We start from the raw sequence: 19,823 nt of genomic DNA, 5'->3' as shown, positions 1-19,823 counted from the left end.
CCGACGATTCCCTCACGCGCTGGTGGCGCGGCCTGAGTCTGCGCACCAAGGTCACCGGCGTCACCGTCGCGCTCCTCGCCATCGGCCTGTTCACCGCGGGCATCGGCACGATGGTGTTCCTGCGCACGACCCTGGTGAACAACCTCGACGAGCAGCTCGCGCAACAGGCGGCGGGAAGCATCGCCAACAGCATCTTCACCACGGCGTCGGTCGACGGGCAGACGGTGTTCTCGCAGGTCGACAACGCCCCGCAGATCGGTTCGATGGTCGTCGTCTACGGCCCCGACGGCCAGCGCGAGGCCTTCTACAACGGGACCGCATCGACGTCGCTGCCCGACATCCCGCAGACCTTCACGCTCGAGCAGACCTACCTGCAGATCGACAAACGGATCGAGCTCGAAGACCCCACCTCGGGGCAGCACTTCCTCGCGCGCGTCGGGGTGCTGCAGCCGCAGGGCAATCCCGGCGTCTACACGCAGATGGTCATCCAACCCCTCGCGCCGACCGATCGGATCGTGGCGGCCTACCTGGGCATCTACGCGTTCGTCGCCCTGCTCATCCTCATCGCGACCGCGTTGCTGACGCGTCTGCTGGTCACCCTCGCGTTCCGCAACCTGCGCCAGGTCGAGACGACCGCGATGGACATCGCCGCCGGTGACTTCAGCCAGCGCCTCACCGACATCGTGCCCGACACCGAGGTGGGTCGACTCAAGACCGCGATCAACGCGATGCTCGCCCGCATCGACGGCGCCATCGGCCAGCGCGACGCGACGGTCCGCCAGATGCGCCGGTTCATCGGCGACGCCAGTCACGAACTGCGCACGCCGCTGGTCACCATGCGCGGCTACGCCGAGCTGTACCGCATGGGGGCGATCCGCTCCGACGAAGACGTGGCCCAGTCGATGGAGCGCATCGAGAAGGAGGCGATCCGCATGGGCGCCCTCGTGGAAGACCTGCTGGCCCTCGCCCGCCTCGACGAGCGTCGCGACGTCTCCATCACCGAGCTCGACCTGCGCCCCATCGCGCGCGACGCCGCCCTCGACCTGCGCGTCACCTCTCCGCAGCGCGAGGTGACGGTCGACGACACGACCTCTCGAGGCGAGTTGGTGCTGCCGACCATCACCCTCGATCCGCTGCTCGATGCCGGCGGTCGCCCCTCGACCGCGGCCAGCCGTCGCCGCGCGGCGCCCCCGACCTCGGCGATGGCGATCGCGGGCGCGACGCTCTCGCGCCTCCGCCGCCGGTCCAAGGACGCGTCCGACCCGGCGACGAACACGGGAGAGACCCCCGCGGCCGCGCCCGGTGCGGGTCTGCTGCGCGCGACCCCGCGTCTGGCCCCCATCGTGCTGGGCGACGAGAACAAGGTGCGCCAGGTGGTCGCGAACCTCCTCGGCAATGCCCGCCGGTTCACCGCCGACGACTCCCCCATCGGCCTGCGTGTGGGGGTGGATGCCGAGAGCGACATGGGGTGGATCGAGATCATCGATCACGGCGAGGGCGTTCCCGAGCAGATCCGCGAGCAGATCTTCCAGCGCTTCTGGCGCGCCGACACCTCGCGCACGCGCGAGACCGGAGGCTCGGGGCTCGGCCTGTCGATCGTCGCGTCGATCGTCGACCTGCTGCACGGCACGGTCGAGGTCGTCGACACCCCCGGCGGGGGTGCGACCTTCCGCGTCTCGCTCCCCCTCGCCGACCGACGCGACGTCGAGGAGCACGCGCTGATCGAGACGCAGCCCCTCGAGCGTCTCCCCGAGGACTACCGGCCCGATCCCGACGCCTGACTCCCGACGCGCTCTCAGCGCCAGGTCCGGCTGAGCAGATCCGCAGCGCCCCGATACCTGGCGAGCCGAGCTCCGGGTGAACCGCAGCCAGGGAGCGGACTTCTCCGTCGGCCCACGGCACGAGGTCGGTGGCCTCCATGCCCGGTCGACTCCCGGCGGATCCGGCCCGGCAACGAAGAACGCCCCCTCCCGGAGGAGGGGGCGTTCTCAGGCGTCAGCGTGGATCAGAAGTCCATGCCACCGGTCGGGTCGCCCGCGGGAGCGGCGGCCTTCTCGGGCTTGTCGGCGACGACGACCTCGGTCGTGAGGAACAGACCTGCGATCGACGCGGCGTTCTGAAGCGCCGAGCGGGTCACCTTGGCCGGGTCGATGATGCCCTGTGCGAACAGGTCACCGTACTCACCGGTCGCGGCGTTGAGGCCGTGGCCCACGGGGAGCTCGGCGACCTTGTTCGCCACGACACCGGGCTCGAGACCGGCGTTGAGCGCGATCTGCTTGAGCGGGGCCTCGATGGCGACGCGAACGATGTTGGCACCCGTGGCCTCGTCACCGACGAGGTTCAGGTTGCCGAGAGCGTTCTTGCCGGCCTGGATGAGCGCGACGCCACCACCGGCGACGACCCCCTCTTCCACAGCGGCCTTGGCGTTGCGCACGGCGTCTTCGATGCGGTGCTTGCGCTCCTTGAGCTCGACCTCGGTCGCGGCTCCGGCCTTGATGACGGCGACGCCACCGGCGAGCTTCGCGAGGCGCTCCTGGAGCTTCTCGCGGTCGTAGTCGCTGTCGGTGTTCTCGATCTCGCGGCGGATCTGGGTCACGCGACCCTCGATCAGCTCCGACTCACCGGCACCCTCGACGATCGTGGTCTCGTCCTTGGTGATGATGACCTTGCGGGCACGGCCGAGCAGGTCGACGGTCGCGTTCTCGAGCTTGAGGCCCACCTCTTCGGTGATGACCTGGCCGCCGGTGAGGATCGCGATGTCCTGCAGCTGCGCCTTGCGACGGTCGCCGAAGCCGGGAGCCTTGACGGCGACCGACTTGAAGATGCCGCGGATCTTGTTGAGCACGAGCGTCGCGAGGGCTTCGCCCTCGACGTCCTCGGCGATGATGAGGAGCTCCTTGCCCTCCTGGATCACCTTGTCGACGATCGGCAGAAGGTCCTTGATGTTGGAGATCTTCTGGTTCGCGATCAGGATGTACGGGTCTTCGAAGACCGCTTCCTGACGCTCGGGGTCGGTGACGAAGTAGGGGTTGATGTACCCCTTGTCGAAGCGCATGCCCTCGGTGAGCTCGAGCTCGGTGCCGAAGGTGTTCGACTCCTCGACGGTGACGACGCCTTCCTTGCCCACCTTGTCGATGGCCTCGGCGATGAGCTCGCCGATCGCGGGGTCGGCGGCGGAGATCGACGCGGTGGCGGCGATCTGCTCCTTGGACTCGACCTCCTTGGCGGAGGCGAGCAGCTCGTCGGTGACGGCCTTGACGGCCTTCTCGATGCCCTTCTTGAGCGAGATGGGGTCGGCGCCGGCCGCGACGTTGCGCAGGCCCTCGCGCACGAGCGCCTGGGCGAGAACGGTGGCGGTGGTGGTGCCGTCACCCGCGACGTCGTCGGTCTTCTTGGCGACCTCCTTGACCAGCTCGGCGCCGATCTTCTCGTACGGGTCGTCGAGCTCGATCTCCTTGGCGATCGAGACGCCGTCGTTCGTGATCGTGGGGGCGCCCCACTTCTTCTCGAGCACGACGTTGCGACCGCGGGGGCCCAGGGTCACCTTGACGGCGTCGGCCAGCGTGTTGAGGCCGCGCTCGAGACCGCGTCGGGCCTCTTCGTCGAAAGCGATGATCTTTGCCATAAGTGTGTCGTCCCTCCCGGACGGGTGACTTCCAGATTTGGCACTCGACGAATGCGAGTGCTAATTCATTCTGGCACTCGCCCCTGGGGAGTGCAAGCCACCGGACCCCCGTGGAACGACGAACGCCGTGGCATCCGGAGTGCGGATGCCACGGCGTTCGATGCAGCGGTCAGGCCAGGCGCACGGACTCCGCCTGCGGGCCCTTCTGCCCGTTGCCGACGGTGAATTCGACGGCCTGTCCCTCCTCGAGGACGCGGAAGCCCGACATCTCGATGCTCGAGTAATGGACGAAGACGTCCTGCCCGTCAGCGACGGTGATGAAGCCGAAGCCCTTCTCGGCGTTGAACCATTTGACAGTGCCCTGGGTCATGCGAATCTCCTGTTGCTGTACGACGAGGTCATCGTAAGCACGCCGGCTACCGCCGCGAGGGGGTTCGCGGGCATTGTTGACGCGCGTGCCCCCAAGTTGTTACGCCGCGGAAACACGCGGCTCGCGGGGGCTCGCTCGCAGCGATCAGCCCGTGGGTGCGGGCGTGGCGCCGCCGGCCCGGTCGAGGCCGATCACGACGATGAGACGCTTGACCGCGCTCTCGTCGTCGGGGGTGCCGGGGTCGTCGGCCGGCTGCAGGAAGTCGCTCTGGGCGGTCTGCGCTCCGCCGATGGTCTGGGCGAGCCCCTCCGCCGCGGCGGCGTCGGCCTCGCCCTTGTAGTAGACGGTGGTGGTGGCGAAGTCGGTGGTGTCGGAGTTGCCCGTCTCGACGTCGTCGCCCGACCATCCGGCGGCGACGATCTGCTCGCGCAGCGACGCGGCCAGACCGTCCTGCGGGGTGCCGTTGAGCACGACGACCGTGTACGAGGTGTCGATCACCGACGGCGTGGTGGGCTCGGCGGAGATGACGGGCGCGGGGGCGTCGGCGTCGCCGAACGACAGGCGTCCCGACAGGACGAGCGTGGCGAAGACGCCCGCGATGATCAGCACGAGGGTGGCGATGGCCGCCCACAGGAACACGATCCAGCCGCGCGAACGCGGACTCTCGGCGCGGTGCGCCCCGACGCGGCCGGAGGCGTCCGGCAGGTCGTCGAAGCGATCCCGCGGGAAGGTCGATCTGGCCATTCGACGATGCTACCGGTCGGAGTTTTCGGGTCTTCTCAGCGAGACGCGGTACGCCCGAGGCGTGCCCGGTGGCGGTCCGCGGCCTCATCGCGACGGCGGCGCAGACGACGCACCAGCATCGGGTCGTGGGCGAGAGCCTCGGGGGTGTCGATGAGACGACCGAGCAGTTGGTAGTACCGCGCGGGCGTCAGGTCGAATTCCGCGCGGATCGCCTCCTCCTTCGCACCCGCGTGGCGTCTCCACTCACCCTCGAAGGCGAGGAACGCGAGATCACGGTCGGTCAGAGGCACGCCTCGACGTTACTGCGGGGCGCCCTGCGATCCCGGATGCCACGCCACCCACGCCCCGAGCGGATCGACCTCCGCGACGACGTCGCCGTCGAGGGCGAGGGCGAAGCCGCCGCGGGTGACACGCGGGGGCTGCGACCAGGCATCGTGAAGCCCGGGGTCGTCGAGGGTGATCCACCGCCCGGCGGCGCGGGCCGCGGCGATCACCTCCCCGCGATGGGCTCGCGGAACGTGGGCGAGCACCCCGGGCGTCGTCACGACGAGCGTGGCATCGCGCGGAGCCCGAGCGGCGAGCGCGGGCAGCGCCGCGGCCCCGTCGCCGGCGACGAGCAGGGGCGGGTCGGCCGCGGCGACGTCCAGCGCTCCCACGATGCGCTCTCGACGCCCCTCCTCCCCTGGCCACACGAGGCCGGTCAGCCAGGCGCGGTCGCCGTCGTCGCGCGCGTCGAGGGGGTTCAGGTCGATGCCCGCGCGCCACACGATCTGCGGCATCCGTAGGTCGGGCGAGCCCGTCAGCTCGCTCTCGAGCGTGACGGTGCCCGCACCATCGGTCGGATCCAGGGCGATCGTCTCGGAACCCCGGCGGTAGCGGTACGCGTAGCGGTCGGGGTAGAGGCACAGACCCGCGCTCGCCCCCACCTCCAGCAACGCGATCGGGCCGTCGATGAGCGAGAGCGCGGGGAGCAGAGCAGCGCACCGCAGCGGCTCGTTCGTCTGCACGCTGCGCCGCGCGCATTCGGCCGCCACCTCGTCGGCGTTCGCGACGACCCACCGCGCCCACGCGTCGACGTCGTCGAGGGGCGCTCCGAGAAGACGCAGTACCGCGAAGACGAGCGGCGGTTGCCGGCGCGTCTCGGGGATCCGCGCCAGAGCGGACGCGACCGCGGGGTCGTCGACGACCCGCTGCGCCCACGCCTCGTAGACCGCCGAGCGGCCGGGGGCCTCGTCTCGCGCGAAGCGCCCGTAGCGGGCGACGGTCGTCGTCACGGCATCCGGATCCACTCCCCGATCATCCCAGCTCGACCCGATCGCCCGCGCCCAGGGGAGAATGGAGGAGACGAAGGAGAGAACCCCATGACCTACGCCGTCGACAAGTCCGACGACCAGTGGCGCGCCGAGCTCAGCCCCGAGCAGTACGCCGTGCTGCGCCAGGCGGGCACCGAGCGCGCCTGGACCGGTGAGCTGCTCGACGAGAGCCGCGCCGGTTTCTACACCTGTGCCGCGTGCGGCAACGAGCTGTTCCAGAGCGGCACCAAGTTCGACTCGCACTGCGGATGGCCGAGCTTCTACGAGTCGGTGCGCCCCGAGGCCGTCGAGCTCATCGACGACAACAGCCACGGCATGCAGCGCACCGAGGTCCGCTGCGCGAACTGCGGCTCGCACCTGGGCCACGTCTTCCCCGACGGGTTCGGCACGCCCACCGGCGACCGCTACTGCATGAACTCGCTCTCGCTGAACTTCACCCCCGCCGACTCCCCCACCGACACCCCCGCTGACGGAGCATGAGCGCGCTCGAAGCCATGCGCGACCGCCGGTCGTGGTCGAAAGTCACCGACCTCGCCCCGACCGGACCCGAGCTCGAGGCGTTCGTCGCCGCGGCAGGTCGCGTCGCCGACCACAAGACCCTGCGGCCCTGGCGCCTCATCGAGATCCGGGGAACCGACCGCGACGTGCTCGCGCGCGCGCTCAACAAGGCCGACGGCAAGAAGGGGCTCTCGTCGAAGCCCCGCCGCGCCCCGCTGATCATCGCGGTCGTCGCCGATCTCAGCTCGAAGAAGATCCCCGCGTGGGAGCAGGAGGCCGTGGCATCCGGAGTCGCCCACATGCTGAGCCTCGTGCTCGACGAGGCGGGCTTCGGCGTGTTCTGGCGCACCGACGACAACACCCGCAGCAAGGTGCTCGCCAAAGCGCACGGTCTCGCCAAGGGCGAGGTGCTGCTGGGGTGGCTCTACGTCGGGGGCAAGCCGCAGCGCTCGCGCCCCGTGCGCCGCAAGACGGTGGATGCCGCGAAGCACCTCTCGCGCATGCCCGGAGGCAAGAAGCGTCGAACGCTCGACGAGACCCGCCTCTGAGGTGATCCCCACGACGCCGTCGGCTCCGGCCGGCGGCGTCGTCGTGTGCGCCGGGACCGATCAGGTGCGTCGACGCCGCCGCCACGGCACGGCCGCCACCACGACACCCGCGATCGCGACGACCGCCGCGAGCAGGGCGACCGGGGTCGAGGGGGCGGCGGGCGCGGGCCAGAGGGCGTCGAGCAGCACCGAGGTCGACAGCAGGCCGACGACGGATCCGAGTCCGAGCAGCAGCACGCCGGTGCGGCGCACGACCACCGCCGACAAGAAGATGTAGACGACCCCGACCGCCCCTCCCACGTAGAGCCACGGCGCGGTGGGGATCGCGCGCGGCGCCCCGACGACGCCGACGTGGACGAGGGCGGCGATCACCAGCACGACCGTTCCGCCGATGAAGTTCACCAGGGTCGCCGTCAGCGGGCTCGCCACGCGCACGCGCAGGCGGCCGTTCGTCCCCTGCTGCCAGGCGACGCCGGCACCGGCGACCGCGGGGACGATCAGCATCCACAGCGGCACGCCGCCGAGGGCGTCTCCCGACAGGCACACCACGACGCCGGCGATCGCGAGGACGGCGCCGACCACGCGGCGCACGGTCACCGGCACGACACCGGCCGGGCCGAAGCCGACGCGATCGAGCACGAGACCGCCCGTGGTCTGACCGGCGACGAAGCCGACCGTGAACAGGGCGACGCCGATGGTGGCGACCGTGAGGCCCTGGCTGGCGACGGTGAACGCCCCCGCGAGCCCGCCGAGCAGCATCCACGGCGGCACGGAACGCGACCGGATGCCGGCGACCAGTCGCCCGAAACCGCGGCGCCCTTCCGGCACGATCAGCGACAGGGCGATGAGGATGACCAGGCCCGAGCTGAACGAGATCGCCGCCGCGACGATGCCGTCGCCGACCTCGGCGCCGAGCGAACCGTTGATGCGCGCCTGCAGGGCCGTGAGGGCGCCGATGAGCACCGCTCCGGCGACGGCGATGCCGACCGATCCGCGCTCCGACACCGCTCTCCCTCCGCGCTCCCGCTCGGGAGCCATCGTCGATCGTACGGGCCGGGGCGGGCCCCGCAGGGCCGCCTCGGCGCCCATCGCTCCGCGGCGGTGTCGCCCGCAGGGCCGATCATGCGTCAGGCTTTGCTCGTGACACAGCTGCACTCCGGATCCCACGACGTCGCGCGGATCCTCTCCTCCCTCACCGACGCGCAGGCCGAACGCGAGTTCCTCGCGGGCGCCGAACTGCACCTCCCGCGCCTGCACGAGCTGTTCGTGCGCCTGTACGGCGACCGCCCCGACGGCTTCGAGCGCCTCGCGTCGATCGTCGATCTGGCGCGACGCTCGTGGGTCTCGCGACCGCGTGCGCTCAAGGCGCTCGATCGCGAACGTGCGAGCGACCCCGACTGGTTCGAGAACGAGCGCATGCTCGGAGGGGTCTGCTACGTCGATCGCTACGCGGGCGGGCTCAGCGGCATCCGGGATTCGATCCCGTACTTCCGCGAACTCGGCTTGACCTACCTGCACCTCATGCCGCTGTTCGACAGTCCCGAAGGCAACAGCGACGGCGGCTACGCCGTGTCGAGCTACCGCCGCGTGAACCCGAAGCTCGGCACGATGGAAGAGCTCGCCGAGCTGGCCGCCGACCTGCGGCGGGCGGGCATCTCGCTCGTCGTCGACTTCATCTTCAACCACACCAGCAACGAGCACGAGTGGGCGCAGAAGGCCATCGCGGGCGAGGCGGGGTACGAGGACTTCTACCTGATCTTCCCCGACCGCGAGATGCCCGACGCCTACGAGCGGACGACGCGCGAGATCTTCCCCGACGACCACCCCGGCTCTTTCGTACAGCTCGACGACGGCCGCTGGATCTGGGCGACGTTCTACCACTTCCAGTGGGATCTCAACTACGCCAACCCGGCCGTCTTCGAGGCGATGGCCGGCGAGATGCTCTTCCTCGCCAACCAGGGCGTGGAGATCCTGCGGATGGATGCCGTGGCCTTCATCTGGAAGCAGCTCGGCACGGCCTGCGAGTCTCTCCCCGAGGCGCACCTGCTGCTGCAGGCGTTCAACGCGGTGCTGCGCATGGCCGCCCCGGGCATGTTGTTCAAATCCGAGGCGATCGTGCACCCCGACGAGGTGGTGTCGTACATCTCGCCCGACGAATGCCAGATCTCGTACAACCCGCTGCAGATGGCGCTGACCTGGGAGGCGCTCGCCACCCGTGACGGCCGTCTGCTGCAGCAGGCGCTCGAACGCCGCCACGCCCTGCCGGCGGGCACCGCGTGGGTGAACTACGTGCGCAGTCACGACGACATCGGCTGGACCTTCGCCGACGAGGATGCCGCCGAGCTCGGCATCGACGGGTACCCGCATCGCCGCTTCCTCAACGACTTCTACGTGGGCCGGGCCGAGGGCTCCTTCGCCCGCGGCGTGCCGTTCCAGGAGAACCCGCGCACCGGCGACGCCCGGGTGACCGGCACCACGGCCTCGCTCGCGGGCATCGAGGCCGGCGACGCGGGAGGGGAGGACCGCGTGATCCTCGCGCACGCGCTCGCCCTGTCGACGGGCGGAATCCCGCTGCTCTACCTGGGCGACGAGGTCGCACAGCTCAACGACTACTCCTACGCCGAGCGCGCGGAAGAGGCCGGCGACAGCCGCTGGGTGCACCGACCGCACCGCCCCGCCGAGAGGTACGCGGAGCGGACGGATGCCGACACCGTCGCCGGTCGCGTGTACGCGCGCCTCACGCGGTTGACCGAGGTGCGCCGGTCGACGCCGGAATTCGCGGGCAACGAGCTCGTCGCGTTCGACACGCACGTGGCATCCGTCGTCGCCTTCCTGCGCCCGGGCGACGTCGGCTTCGCGGTGCTCGTGCTGGCGAACGTCGCCGACTCCCCCGCCGAGATCGACGCCGTCACGCTGTCGGGGCTCGCGCCCGAGGCGCTCGATCTGGTCGCGGTGCACCCCGTGTGGCTCGGTGCGGGTCTCACGCTCGCCCCGCACGGCGTGCGATGGCTGCGCGTGCGCCTGCGCTGACGGATTCACGTGGGATCCGACGAACCCCCTCCGGGCACCCACCCGCGGCACGTGCTCGCGTTCGTGGCCGGTGTCGTCGCGCTCTCGACCGCCGTGTGGGCCCCCGCCGGCCTGCTCGGCGCCCTGGTGATGCTGGTGGTCGGCGTCGCGGCGTTGATGTTCGCCTGGGAGGCGGGTACGCGGCCGGGTCCGCTGCGCTGGGCGGGCATCGCGGGCGCCCTTCTGGCCGGCCTCGTGACGGTGTCGTCGGGGTTCCTCTTCCTCGTCGCGCTCGCACGGACGTTCTCGTGACGCGGTAGCACGAACCGGCCCGACGGCACACCCCGGTCCGCACGGGAGGCGCTCGCCTAGCGTCGAGCCATGAACCACCAGCAACTCTCGGCACTGACCATCTCGCGCGCGAAGGAGAACGTCGACGCCGGCGGCAAGCCGTTCGCGTGCCTCATCGTCAAGGACGGCGAGATCGTCGTCGAAGCCGTCAACCACGTCGCCCAGGAGGGCGACCCGACGGCGCACGCCGAGATCCGCGCCATCCGCGCCGCCGCCGAGAAGGGGATCAGCGACCTCTCGGGCCACGACATGTATGTCACGGCCTACCCCTGCCCCATGTGCCTGGGGGCCGTCTACTACGCGCAGCCGGACCGGCTCTTCTTCGCCGTCACCCGCGAAGAAGAGGGCGAGCACTACGAGGACGGCAACCGTCTCATGACGCTCGCCACCTTCTACGACGAGTATGCGAAGCCCGTGTCGGAGCGCGCACTCGAGAGCGAGCAGGTCGCGGTCGACGACGCGACGGCGCCGTTCCGGGAGTGGACGGCTCGGCACGCGTCGTAGGCGGGCGCGGAAGCGCCTGAGCCCGCGGCATCCGGGACGGACGTCTGGAGAGAGGTGCCGGCTACAGGACTTGAACCTGCAACCCCCGTATTACAAGTACGGTGCGCTACCAATTGCGCCAAGCCGGCGTGAGACGCAGAGCATCTCGATCGACGAGTCTAGAACGGCGGACGCGCCGTTCCTGACGGGTCAGGAGCGGTGCGTCCCGCTCTCGCGGTCCCACTCGAGCGACTTCCACTGCAGGAACGAGCACAGGTTGCCCGCGACCACGAGTTCGGCGGCGAGGCTGGCCATCTCGTGCGGGGTCAGCGTCAGATCATCGGGACGCGAGGTGAGCGTCGCCTCCCAGAGGGGCTCGTCGTAGCCCGTCGGCTGCATGTAGATCGACGCCTTGGCGTTCATCAGGTTCATCACCACGAGGCCGGTGTCCTGGCTGTCGGCGTCTTCTTGCTCGACGACCTTGAGCTGACCCGCGAACAAATGACCCTGCTCGCGGAACTCCGCCACCCACGCATTCAGCTGATCACGGGACCGCCGCGGCGGGGAGTCCTCGAGCTCATCGTTCATACGTACAGAATCCCATACGTCCACGTCTTTGGGAGGGATCTGTCAGCCCGCCGGGGCCGCTGACGGCGTTGCCGACGGAGTCGGCGTCGCCGTCGAGTAGTACGCGTTGCTGTCGACCGTGAGCACGAACTGCGCGAACTCCTTCGGGTCGTCCATGTTTCCGACGTACTCGGTGCCGTTCACCAGCACGGTGGGCGTGGCGGTCAGCGCCTGGCCGTCGGTTCCGGGCAGGCCTTTGATGGCACGGTCGGTCGCCGCCTTGGCCCACGCGGTGTAGGTCTCGTCTTCGATGCACTCGCGCACCGTGGCGATGTCGCTCACGCCCGCGCCCTGCGCCATGTCGGCCAGCTGCTGGTCGCTGTAGCCGTCGGAGTCGACCGCGGGCTGATTGGTGAGCAGCTCGTGGTTGAAGGCGAAGAAGCGGTCCGACGAGTGCGTGGCCACGCACGCGGCGGCGCCGGCGGCGCGCAGGCTGTACTTGGTGCCGTTCGACTTCGAGGTGAGCATCGCGACCGGGTAGTACGTCAGCGTCGCGGCCTTGTCGGTGACCCACTTCGACAGCTGCCCGGCGTTGGCCGTCTGGAACTCGCGCGCCTCGGTCGACATGTAGTCGACGTACACGCGGATGTCGACGGGGGCGGCGGTGCCGGTGGGCTCGGGGGTCGCCGCCGCGGAGGGCTCGGCGGTGGGCGCGGCCTGCGCCGACATGCTCGCGGCGCTGCCGTCGACGGTCTGGTCGGCGAGGGGGTCTTCGACCGCCGAGGCGCTCGTGACGACGAAGCCGTCTTCGTTCGCCGCATCGGGGAGGGCCTGCGACCGCGCCTCGCGCGAGTTGAGGGCCAGCGAGACTCCGACCGCGCCGACGGCGATGACCGCGACGGCGCCGATGCCGATCAGCGAGCGACGGGCGATGCGCCACCGCGTCTGCTTCGCCTTGACCTGCTGCGCCTTCTCGCGCACCGCCTCGCGACGATCGCGTTCGGCGGGCACGTTCGGGGACTGGTCGTGGGACATGAAACCTTCCGGGCGCGGACGACGCCGCACGAAATCAGGGGGGCCGCGCGGGTGGGGCGACCGCCCATCGATGGTAGCCAGGCTGGCTGAGAAATGACCAGACACGTGCGATACTGACCCTGCGTCCAACGTCGGGCGCACGGGGTCGCCCCCGTTCATTCCATTCACTACGGATCGTCCGGCACGTACCTGCCGGTGAAGGAGAAGAAAACATGGCGTCCGTCACCTTCGACAACGCAACCCGTCTGTACCCGGGCGGAACCCGCCCCGCGGTCGACAAGCTCAACCTCGACGTCGCAGACGGCGAGTTCCTCGTTCTCGTCGGCCCCTCCGGCTGCGGCAAGTCCACGTCGCTGCGCATGCTCGCCGGCCTCGAAGAGGTCAACTCCGGCCGCATCCTCATCGGCGACCGCGACGTCACCGACGTCCCGCCCAAGGACCGCGACATCGCGATGGTCTTCCAGAACTACGCGCTGTACCCGCACATGACCGTGGCCGAGAACATGGGCTTCGCGCTCAAGATCGCCGGCGTCGGCAAGGAAGAGCGCGCCGCCCGCGTGCTCGAGGCCGCCAAGCTGCTCGACCTCGAGCAGTACCTGACCCGCAAGCCCAAGGCCCTCTCGGGTGGTCAGCGTCAGCGCGTCGCCATGGGCCGCGCCATCGTCCGTCAGCCCCAGGTCTTCCTCATGGACGAGCCGCTGTCGAACCTCGACGCCAAGCTCCGCGTGCAGACGCGCACCCAGATCGCGTCGCTGCAGCGTCGCCTCGGCGTCACCACGGTCTACGTCACCCACGACCAGACCGAGGCGCTCACCATGGGCGACCGCATCGCCGTGCTCAAGGACGGCCTGCTCCAGCAGGTCGGCACCCCGCGCGACCTGTACGAGACCCCCAAGAACGTCTTCGTGGCCGGCTTCATCGGCTCGCCCGCGATGAACCTGTTCACGGCCGACCTGGCCGAGGGCGGCGTGCAGTTCGGCAACCTGGTCGTTCCCATCGAGGCCGACACCATCGGCAAGGCCAACGGCTCCGAGGTCACCATCGGCGTGCGCCCCGAAGACATCCAGGTCGCCCCGGCCGACGGCCGCGGCCTCACGGTCGTCGTCGACCTCGTCGAGGAGCTCGGCGCCGACGGCTACCTCTACGGCCACACCGAGATCAACGGCAAGCGCACCGACCTGGTCGCGCGCGTCGACGGTCGCCGTCACCCCAACGCGGGCGAGACGGTCGTGCTGGCCCCGGTCCCCGGACACATCCACGTGTTCGACCTCGAGTCGGGCGAGCGCCTGACCGACCGGGCCATCGCTTCGGCCTGACCCACGCACCGACGCGGCGCGTCCCCGATCCCGATCTTCTCGGGCGGGGGCGCGCCGCCTCATTTCCCGGAGGCATCCGTGTCCGAATCGCTCAGCATCACCGCCAGCACCGTCGACCCGGGGCTTCTGCAACTCCCCTGGTCGACCGGTCTCGCCGACTGGCCCAGCAGCCACATCGTCGCCCTGCCGAAGGGCATCTCGCGTCACCTCGTGCGCTTCGCCAACCTCTCGGGGCGGGTCGTCGCGATCAAAGAGACGACCGAGGAGATGGCCCGTCGCGAGTACGACATGCTCGGCAACCTCGATCGCCTCGACGCCCCGTGCGTCGACCGCGTCGCCGTCATCGCCGGGCGCACCGACGCCTCGGGTCGCCCGCTTCCCGCGGCGCTCGTGACGGCGCACCTGCGCTTCTCGCTCCCCTACCGCGCCCTGTTCACCCAGGTGCTGCGCCCCCACACCGCCACGCGTCTCGTCGACGCCCTCGCGGTGCTGCTCGTGCGTCTGCACAACGTCGGCTTCTACTGGGGCGACGTCTCGCTGTCGAACACGCTCTTCCGCCGTGACGCGGGCGAGTTCGCGGCCTACCTCGTCGACGCCGAGACGGGCGAGCTGCACGGCAACCGACTGACCCCCGGCCAGCGCGCCCACGACCTCGACATCGCGCGCATCAACATCGCGGGCGAGATCATGGACCTCGAAGCCGGCGGACGCCTCGAGGGCGGGGTCGACGCGGTCGCGGTCGCCGACGGCCTCGTGTCGTCGTACCACTCGCTGTGGGGCGCGCTCACCGACAAGGAGTCCTTCGGCGTCGACGAGTCGTGGCGCATCACCGAGCGCGTGCACCGTCTGAACGCCCTCGGCTTCGACATCGGCGAGATGTCGATCCGCACCGCGAGCGATGGCACCCGGGTGTCGATCCAGCCGAAGGTGGTGGATGCCGGTCACCACCAGCGTCGTCTGCTGCGGCTCACCGGACTCGACGTCGAAGAGAACCAGGCTCGTCGTCTGCTGAACGACCTCGACGAGTTCCGCGCCCGCGTCTCGCGTCTCGGCGCCGACGAGGAGATGGTCGCGCACGAGTGGCTCACCCGCGTGTTCGAGCCGATCGTCATGGCCATCCCCTGGGACCTGCGCGCCAAGCTGGAGCCCGCCGAGGTGTTCCACCAGGTACTCGAGCACCGCTGGTACATGTCGCAGGCGCGGGGCCGGTCGGTGCCGCTGGCCGAGGTGGTCAGCTCGTACATCGACGACGTGCTGCGTCACCGCCGCGACGAGGCCACCGTGATGGGGCCTCCCACCGACACGCTGTCGATCCCGACGGTGTCGGACGCCGACGCCCCGTCGACGGGCGAGGTGCCGACCACCGACACCGACCTGGTCGATTGGCGAGACCTGGTCTGACGGACCACGCACCGCAGAACGACCGGGGCCGCGGCATCCGGAAGCTGATCCGGATGCCGCGGCCTCGATGTTCCGCGGGTCAGTACCCGACGGTGAAACGCTCGCGCGAGTGCTTCGGGTTCTCGATCTCGTCGACGACGGCGACGGCGAAGTCCGCGCCGCCGATGAAGGAGTTGCCCTCGTCGTCGGTGACGAGCACGGCGCCGCCGTCACGGTACGAGCCGGTGCGCTCGCCCGGGGCCCAGGCGCCGAAGCCGCCCGCGGGGTGCACGTAGAACCAGTCGCGTCCGGTGTCGTCGGCCTCGAGGTCTTCGAGGATGCCGATGGCCTCGCGCGCCTCGGGCTTGTACTCCTCGGCGAAGCCGTCGGTGTCGATCAGGCGCGGCCCGCCCTCGGCGACGAGCGATCCGCCCGCCCCTCCGACGACCCCGATGCGCACGTTCTCCGGCAGGGCCGCGACGAGCTCGGCGACCGCGGGACGCAGTTTGCCCTCCATGTCGCCGCGCGGGGCGACGGCCGAGACGACCACGTCGACGCCCTCGAGCTCCGCCACCAGGCCGGGGACGTCGAGCACGGTGCCCTCGATGTAGGTGGCGCCCTCGACGCGCTCAGCGGGAACCGTGCGCGCGACCGAGACGACCGTGTGACCACGGCGGACGGCCTCGGTCACGATGTTGCTGCCGGCGTAGCCGGTGCCTCCAATGACGGCGATGCGGGGCATGGGCGTTCCTTTCGTGAGTCCAAGGGACGAGACCTCGTCCTCGACCCAGCGTGCCGTGATCTCACCGTGCGGGCAACGCGACCCGGGGTGTTCGGCGCGCTTTCGGAGGAGAATCCTCGGCGCGGGGCCTCAGAGCAGGATCTGCAGCGGGTTCTCGATGCGGGCGACGAACGCCGCGAGCCAGCGGGCGGCGAGCTCCCCGTCGAGAACGCGGTGGTCCGCCGACAGGGTGACCGACATGACCGTCGCCACCGCCAGCTCGCCGTCGTCGTCGACGACGGGACGCTTCGTCGCCGCGCCGACGGCCAGGATCCCCGCGTGCGGCGGGTTGATGATCGCCGAGAACGCGGTGGTGCCGTACATCCCGAGGTTCGACACCGAGAACGACCCGCCCTCGATCTCGCGCTGCTTGAGCGTGCCGGCGCGCGCCCGCTCGGCGAGGTCGCGCACGGTGGCGGCGAGTTCCGACACCGAGAGGCGATCGGCGCCCCGGACCACCGGCGTCGACAGCCCGCCCGGCACCGACACCGCGACGGCGATGTCGGCCGAGGTGAAGCGGCGCGTGGCGTCGTCGGTCCAGATCGCGTTTGCCTCCGGCACGTCGCGGAGGGCTCCCGCGACGGCCTTCACCACGAGATCGTTCACCGAGATGCGCGAGCTGCGTCCGTCGTTGATGCGGGCGCGGAGGGCGAGCAACTCGTCCACCCGGCAGTCGGCCTGCAGGTAGAAATGCGGGACCGTCGCTTTCGACTCCGTGAGACGTCGGGCGATCGCGCGGCGCATGCCGGTGTGGGGCACGTCCTCGTAGGCGGCGCCGGCGGGGTCCGTGCTCTCCGCGGGGTTTCCGGCGGGCGCGGCGACGGGAACGGACGCGCTCGGGGCCGCTTCGTCGACCCCCGCGGCGGCGGGAGGGACGTACGCGTCGAGGTCACGGCGCACGATGCGGCCGCGCGGGCCGGAGCCGGGCACGTCGCGCAGGTCGATGCCCCGTTCGCCGGCGAGACGCCGCACGAGAGGCGAGGCGAAGAGTCGCTGCTCCTCCCCCGCGGGGGCTGCGATCGGAGCCGCGTGGGGGGCGGGAGCGGTCGGGGGCGTCGCGGGAGCGGAGGGGGCGGATGCCGCTTCCTCGGGCGCGGCGGCGATGACCTCGTCGGCACCGCGGGCGGGCACGGCGGGCACGCGGGGGGCCGCGGCGGCGGCATCCGTCTCCTCGCTCTGGTCGTCGGCGGGAACAGCATCCGTCGCGGAGGAGCCGCCGACGGCGGCGAGCGCGACATCGACGCTCTCGCCCTCCTCGGCGAGCACGGCGATCGGCACGCCGACGGCCGCGGCCTCCCCCGCCGCGAGCAGGATGCCGGCGAGCACGCCGGAGCGCTCGGCCTCGTAGTCGACGACGGCCTTCTCGGTCTCGATCTCGACGAGCGCCTGACCCGCGCGGACGGGGTTCCCGACCTCGACGAGCCAGCTCTGGATGGCGGCCTCGGCGGCCCCCGTGGCGATCTCGGGCATGCGGACGACGATGGCCATCAGTTCATCCCCCCTGCCGCGCGCACGCGTTCCAGACCCGCGGCGACCTCTTCGGTGCGGGCGATGGCCGCCCTCTCGAGCACCCGCGAGATGCTGGGACTCGCCTCGCCTCCGGTCACGCGTTCGACGGGCTGGTCCAACCAGTCGAAGAAGCGCCGTTGGATCTCGTCCGAGAGCCACCCGCCGTACGATGGACCGCGCGAGCCCTGCTCGACGATGAGGACGGCATTGGTCTTGCGGATGCTCTCGCCGATCGTCTCCCAGTCCAGCGACGCGCGGTCGAGCCAGCGCAGGTCGATCACCTCGGCATCCACCCCCGTCTGCTCGACCGCCTCGAGGGTGTGTCCTACCATCGACAGGTAGGTCAGCACCGTCACGTCTTCTCCCTCGCGGCGGACGGCCGCGCTTCCGGGCGGAATGATGTAGTCGAGGTCGGTGTCGGGCACGCGGTCGGGCGTGCCGTACAGGTCGACGTGCTCGATGACGAGCACCGGATCTTCGAGGGCGAGCGCGGCGTTCATGAGTCCCACGTAGTCCGCGGCGGTCGAGGCCGCGACGATGCGCCACCCGGCCTGCGTGGCGAAGACGCCCGCGGGGTCCATGAGGTGCTGCGAGCCGTAGCCCGACCCCATCGCGACCTTGGTGCGCAGAACGAGAGGCATGGTGTTGTTGTCACCGAACATGTGGCGCGCCTTGCCGACCTGGTTGAACACCTGATCGGCTGCCACCCACATGAAGTCGGGGTACATGAACTCCACGACCGGCCGGAAGCGGCCGTCCATCGCGATGCCGCCGGCGGCGCCGAAGAACCCGTTCTCGCTGATGGGCGTTCCGATCACGCGATCGGGGCCGTACTTCTCGGCGAGTCCCTTCGTCGCCCCGTTGGTTCCGCCGCCGAGGCGGTGCACGTCTTCGCCGAGCACGATGATGCGCGGGTCGGTCTGCATCCGCCGGTCCATCGTCTGGGCGACGGCCTCGACGAACTTGGCCTCGCGCCACGGCCCCGACCAGTCGCTCGGCTCGGTCGCCGTGAGGTCGGCCAGTTCGGAGGCGTCGCCGCGGATGCCCGTGTCGACCACGGCGGGATCGGGCCAGAGTTCGGGGCGGATGCGGCGGCGACCGGGGCGATCGGGGTCGGCCTCGACGATCGCGGCGACCGACTGCGCGACGGCGGTGACCGCCTGCTCGCGGACGGCGGCCGCCTCGGCCTCGTCGAGCTGCCCGAGGCGTCGCATCTCGCTCGCGACCCGCTCCAGCGGATCGCGCGCGCGCCACTGCCCCTCCTCGTCTTTGGTGCGGTAGCCGAAGGCGCTCCCCGGGTACGGGCCGTTCTGGTGGAAGAAGCGGTACACCTCGGCCTCGACGACCGCGGGCCCCTCACCGGAGCGCATGCGCTCGAACGCCTCGCCCATGGCCAGGTGCACGGCGAGGGGATCCATTCCGTCGACGCGCCAGGCGGGGATCGAGAAGCCCTGCCCGCGCACCGAGAAGCGGGTGTCGGCGCTGGCCTCGTCGGCGCGCGTCGAGACGGCGTAGAGGTTGTTCTCGATGAAGAAGGCGACCGGGAGCTTCCAGGTCGAGGCGAGGTTCATCGACTCGAGCACCGACCCGATCTGGCTCGAGCCGTCGCCGAAGTAGTTGACCGAGACGTCGGTGGCGCCGGCGTGCTTCTGCGCCCACGCGTGACCGGTGGCGAGCGGCGCACCTCCGCCCACGATGGCGTTCGTGCCGAGGGCCCCCGCCTCGAGCCACTGCAGGTGCATCGAGCCGCCGCGACCGCCCGAGAAGCCCGACGCCAAGCCGAGGATCTCGGACAGCGTGCGGTCCAGCAGGGTCTGCACGTCGGGGGTGACGAGGGCGCTCGGATCGAGCACTCCGTTCGACACGTGGGTCAGGGTCTTGGCGAGGAACTGGTGGTGTCCGCGGTGCGAGCCGTTCACGGCATCCGTCGACCGCATGCCGACGATCGAGCCGACCGCTCCGCCCTCCTGGCCGATGCTGGAGTGCGCGGGGCCGTGCACGAGGCCGGCGCCGGCGAGGTCGAGGACCGCCTCCTCGAACGCCCGGATGAGGTGGAGCTGACCGAGCATCGTGCCCAGCAGGGCCGGGTCGGCCGCCTTCCAGTCGGCGGGCGTCGTCTCGAGCTGCACCCACTCGACACCGGTGGTCAGCCTCTTCCGCTTGGCCATGTCGCTCCTCACGCGTCGTTGCGTCTGTCTATACAGAATGTTCACCGTCACTGTACGATGCGATTGTCTCCAATACAAGGCGCGAGACCGAAGAAGTGCGGCAGTATGGGCGCAGAAGACGTCCGA

At 70.6% G+C, this 19,823-nt stretch carries 19 protein-coding genes and 1 tRNA gene; 8 read left to right on the top strand and 12 right to left on the bottom strand.

Annotated elements, in window-relative coordinates:
* The first annotated feature begins 110 nt into the window (after positions 1-110).
* A complete protein-coding gene (locus LPW41_RS15790; RefSeq protein ID WP_186325539.1) occupies positions 111-1,781 on the top strand; it encodes a cell wall metabolism sensor histidine kinase WalK in 1,671 nt (556 codons plus the stop codon).
* A 224-nt stretch (positions 1,782-2,005) separates the two neighbouring features.
* Here LPW41_RS15790 and groL read toward each other — a convergent pair whose 3' ends face one another.
* The 5 genes from groL to LPW41_RS15765 all read right to left on the bottom strand — a co-directional run bounded on the left by groL (position 2,006) and on the right by LPW41_RS15765 (position 6,028).
* A complete protein-coding gene (groL, locus tag LPW41_RS15785; RefSeq protein WP_144833920.1) occupies positions 2,006-3,625 on the bottom strand; it encodes a chaperonin GroEL in 1,620 nt (539 codons plus the stop codon).
* Between the two features lie 169 nt (positions 3,626-3,794).
* Positions 3,795-3,995 carry a cold-shock protein gene (locus LPW41_RS15780; protein ID WP_144833918.1) on the bottom strand — a complete coding sequence of 67 codons (201 nt, stop codon included), beginning with the start codon at positions 3,993-3,995 and terminating at the stop codon, positions 3,795-3,797.
* Between the two features lie 144 nt (positions 3,996-4,139).
* Positions 4,140-4,739, bottom strand: coding sequence for a LytR C-terminal domain-containing protein (locus tag LPW41_RS15775; RefSeq protein ID WP_144833916.1), 600 nt, complete (start codon positions 4,737-4,739; stop codon positions 4,140-4,142).
* Between the two features lie 35 nt (positions 4,740-4,774).
* Positions 4,775-5,029, bottom strand: a complete 255-nt coding sequence (locus tag LPW41_RS15770; RefSeq protein ID WP_144833914.1) for a DUF3263 domain-containing protein — start codon at positions 5,027-5,029, stop codon at positions 4,775-4,777.
* A gap of 9 nt (positions 5,030-5,038) precedes the next feature.
* Positions 5,039-6,028, bottom strand: coding sequence for a DUF2332 domain-containing protein (locus LPW41_RS15765; RefSeq protein ID WP_144833912.1), 990 nt, complete (start codon positions 6,026-6,028; stop codon positions 5,039-5,041).
* Positions 6,029-6,100: 72 nt separating this feature from the next.
* On the opposite strand from LPW41_RS15765, the gene msrB reads away from it, so the two are divergent.
* Positions 6,101-6,532, top strand: coding sequence for a peptide-methionine (R)-S-oxide reductase MsrB (gene msrB / locus LPW41_RS15760; RefSeq protein ID WP_144833910.1), 432 nt, complete (start codon positions 6,101-6,103; stop codon positions 6,530-6,532).
* Positions 6,529-7,098 (top strand): nitroreductase family protein, encoded by a 570-nt coding sequence (locus LPW41_RS15755; protein WP_230705363.1) that lies wholly within the window; start codon positions 6,529-6,531, stop codon positions 7,096-7,098. Before msrB ends, LPW41_RS15755 begins: the two co-directional genes overlap by 4 nt.
* Before the next feature lie 60 nt (positions 7,099-7,158).
* Here the strand turns inward: LPW41_RS15755 and LPW41_RS15750 are convergent, their stop codons facing one another.
* Positions 7,159-8,136, bottom strand: coding sequence for a DMT family transporter (locus LPW41_RS15750; protein WP_230705362.1), 978 nt, complete (start codon positions 8,134-8,136; stop codon positions 7,159-7,161).
* 102 nt (positions 8,137-8,238) lie between these two features.
* Between LPW41_RS15750 and LPW41_RS15745 the strand changes: the two genes are divergently transcribed.
* The 3 genes from LPW41_RS15745 to LPW41_RS15735 all read left to right on the top strand — a co-directional run bounded on the left by LPW41_RS15745 (position 8,239) and on the right by LPW41_RS15735 (position 10,962).
* Complete coding sequence (locus LPW41_RS15745; protein WP_230705361.1) at positions 8,239-10,128, top strand: amylosucrase; 1,890 nt, start codon at positions 8,239-8,241, stop codon at positions 10,126-10,128.
* Between the two features lie 9 nt (positions 10,129-10,137).
* Positions 10,138-10,419 (top strand): hypothetical protein, encoded by a 282-nt coding sequence (locus LPW41_RS15740; RefSeq protein ID WP_230705360.1) that lies wholly within the window; start codon positions 10,138-10,140, stop codon positions 10,417-10,419.
* Between the two features lie 69 nt (positions 10,420-10,488).
* Positions 10,489-10,962 (top strand): nucleoside deaminase, encoded by a 474-nt coding sequence (locus LPW41_RS15735; RefSeq protein WP_144833902.1) that lies wholly within the window; start codon positions 10,489-10,491, stop codon positions 10,960-10,962.
* Positions 10,963-11,017: 55 nt separating this feature from the next.
* Here LPW41_RS15735 and LPW41_RS15730 read toward each other — a convergent pair.
* The 3 genes from LPW41_RS15730 to LPW41_RS15720 all read right to left on the bottom strand — a co-directional run bounded on the left by LPW41_RS15730 (position 11,018) and on the right by LPW41_RS15720 (position 12,543).
* Positions 11,018-11,090: transfer RNA gene (locus tag LPW41_RS15730), tRNA-Thr, on the bottom strand.
* 61 nt (positions 11,091-11,151) lie between these two features.
* On the bottom strand, positions 11,152-11,529 hold the full coding sequence (locus tag LPW41_RS15725; RefSeq protein ID WP_144833900.1) for a hypothetical protein: 378 nt from the start codon (positions 11,527-11,529) through the stop codon (positions 11,152-11,154).
* 42 nt (positions 11,530-11,571) lie between these two features.
* Positions 11,572-12,543, bottom strand: a complete 972-nt coding sequence (locus LPW41_RS15720) for a thioredoxin domain-containing protein (protein WP_230705359.1) — start codon at positions 12,541-12,543, stop codon at positions 11,572-11,574.
* A 212-nt stretch (positions 12,544-12,755) separates the two neighbouring features.
* Here LPW41_RS15720 and LPW41_RS15715 point away from each other — a divergent pair, with 212 nt between their 5' ends.
* Positions 12,756-13,859 (top strand): ABC transporter ATP-binding protein, encoded by a 1,104-nt coding sequence (locus LPW41_RS15715; RefSeq protein ID WP_144833896.1) that lies wholly within the window; start codon positions 12,756-12,758, stop codon positions 13,857-13,859.
* 78 nt (positions 13,860-13,937) lie between these two features.
* Positions 13,938-15,260 (top strand): DUF4032 domain-containing protein, encoded by a 1,323-nt coding sequence (locus tag LPW41_RS15710; protein ID WP_154097488.1) that lies wholly within the window; start codon positions 13,938-13,940, stop codon positions 15,258-15,260.
* Between the two features lie 79 nt (positions 15,261-15,339).
* Here the strand turns inward: LPW41_RS15710 and LPW41_RS15705 are convergent, their stop codons facing one another.
* From LPW41_RS15705 to LPW41_RS15695, 3 genes are all read right to left on the bottom strand, one after another.
* Complete coding sequence (locus LPW41_RS15705) at positions 15,340-15,981, bottom strand: NAD(P)-dependent oxidoreductase (protein WP_154097487.1); 642 nt, start codon at positions 15,979-15,981, stop codon at positions 15,340-15,342.
* 129 nt (positions 15,982-16,110) lie between these two features.
* Positions 16,111-17,508 carry a 2-oxo acid dehydrogenase subunit E2 gene (locus LPW41_RS15700; RefSeq protein WP_154097486.1) on the bottom strand — a complete coding sequence of 466 codons (1,398 nt, stop codon included), beginning with the start codon at positions 17,506-17,508 and terminating at the stop codon, positions 16,111-16,113.
* Positions 17,508-19,697 carry a thiamine pyrophosphate-dependent enzyme gene (locus LPW41_RS15695; protein ID WP_230705358.1) on the bottom strand — a complete coding sequence of 730 codons (2,190 nt, stop codon included), beginning with the start codon at positions 19,695-19,697 and terminating at the stop codon, positions 17,508-17,510. Before LPW41_RS15695 ends, LPW41_RS15700 begins: the two co-directional genes overlap by 1 nt.
* Positions 19,698-19,823: the final 126 nt, after the last annotated feature.

The sequence above is a fragment of the Microbacterium sp. JC 701 genome, assembly GCF_021026215.1.
Lineage (GTDB): Bacteria > Actinomycetota > Actinomycetes > Actinomycetales > Microbacteriaceae > Microbacterium > Microbacterium algihabitans.
This window is presented reverse-complemented; position numbering and strand designations above follow the sequence as displayed.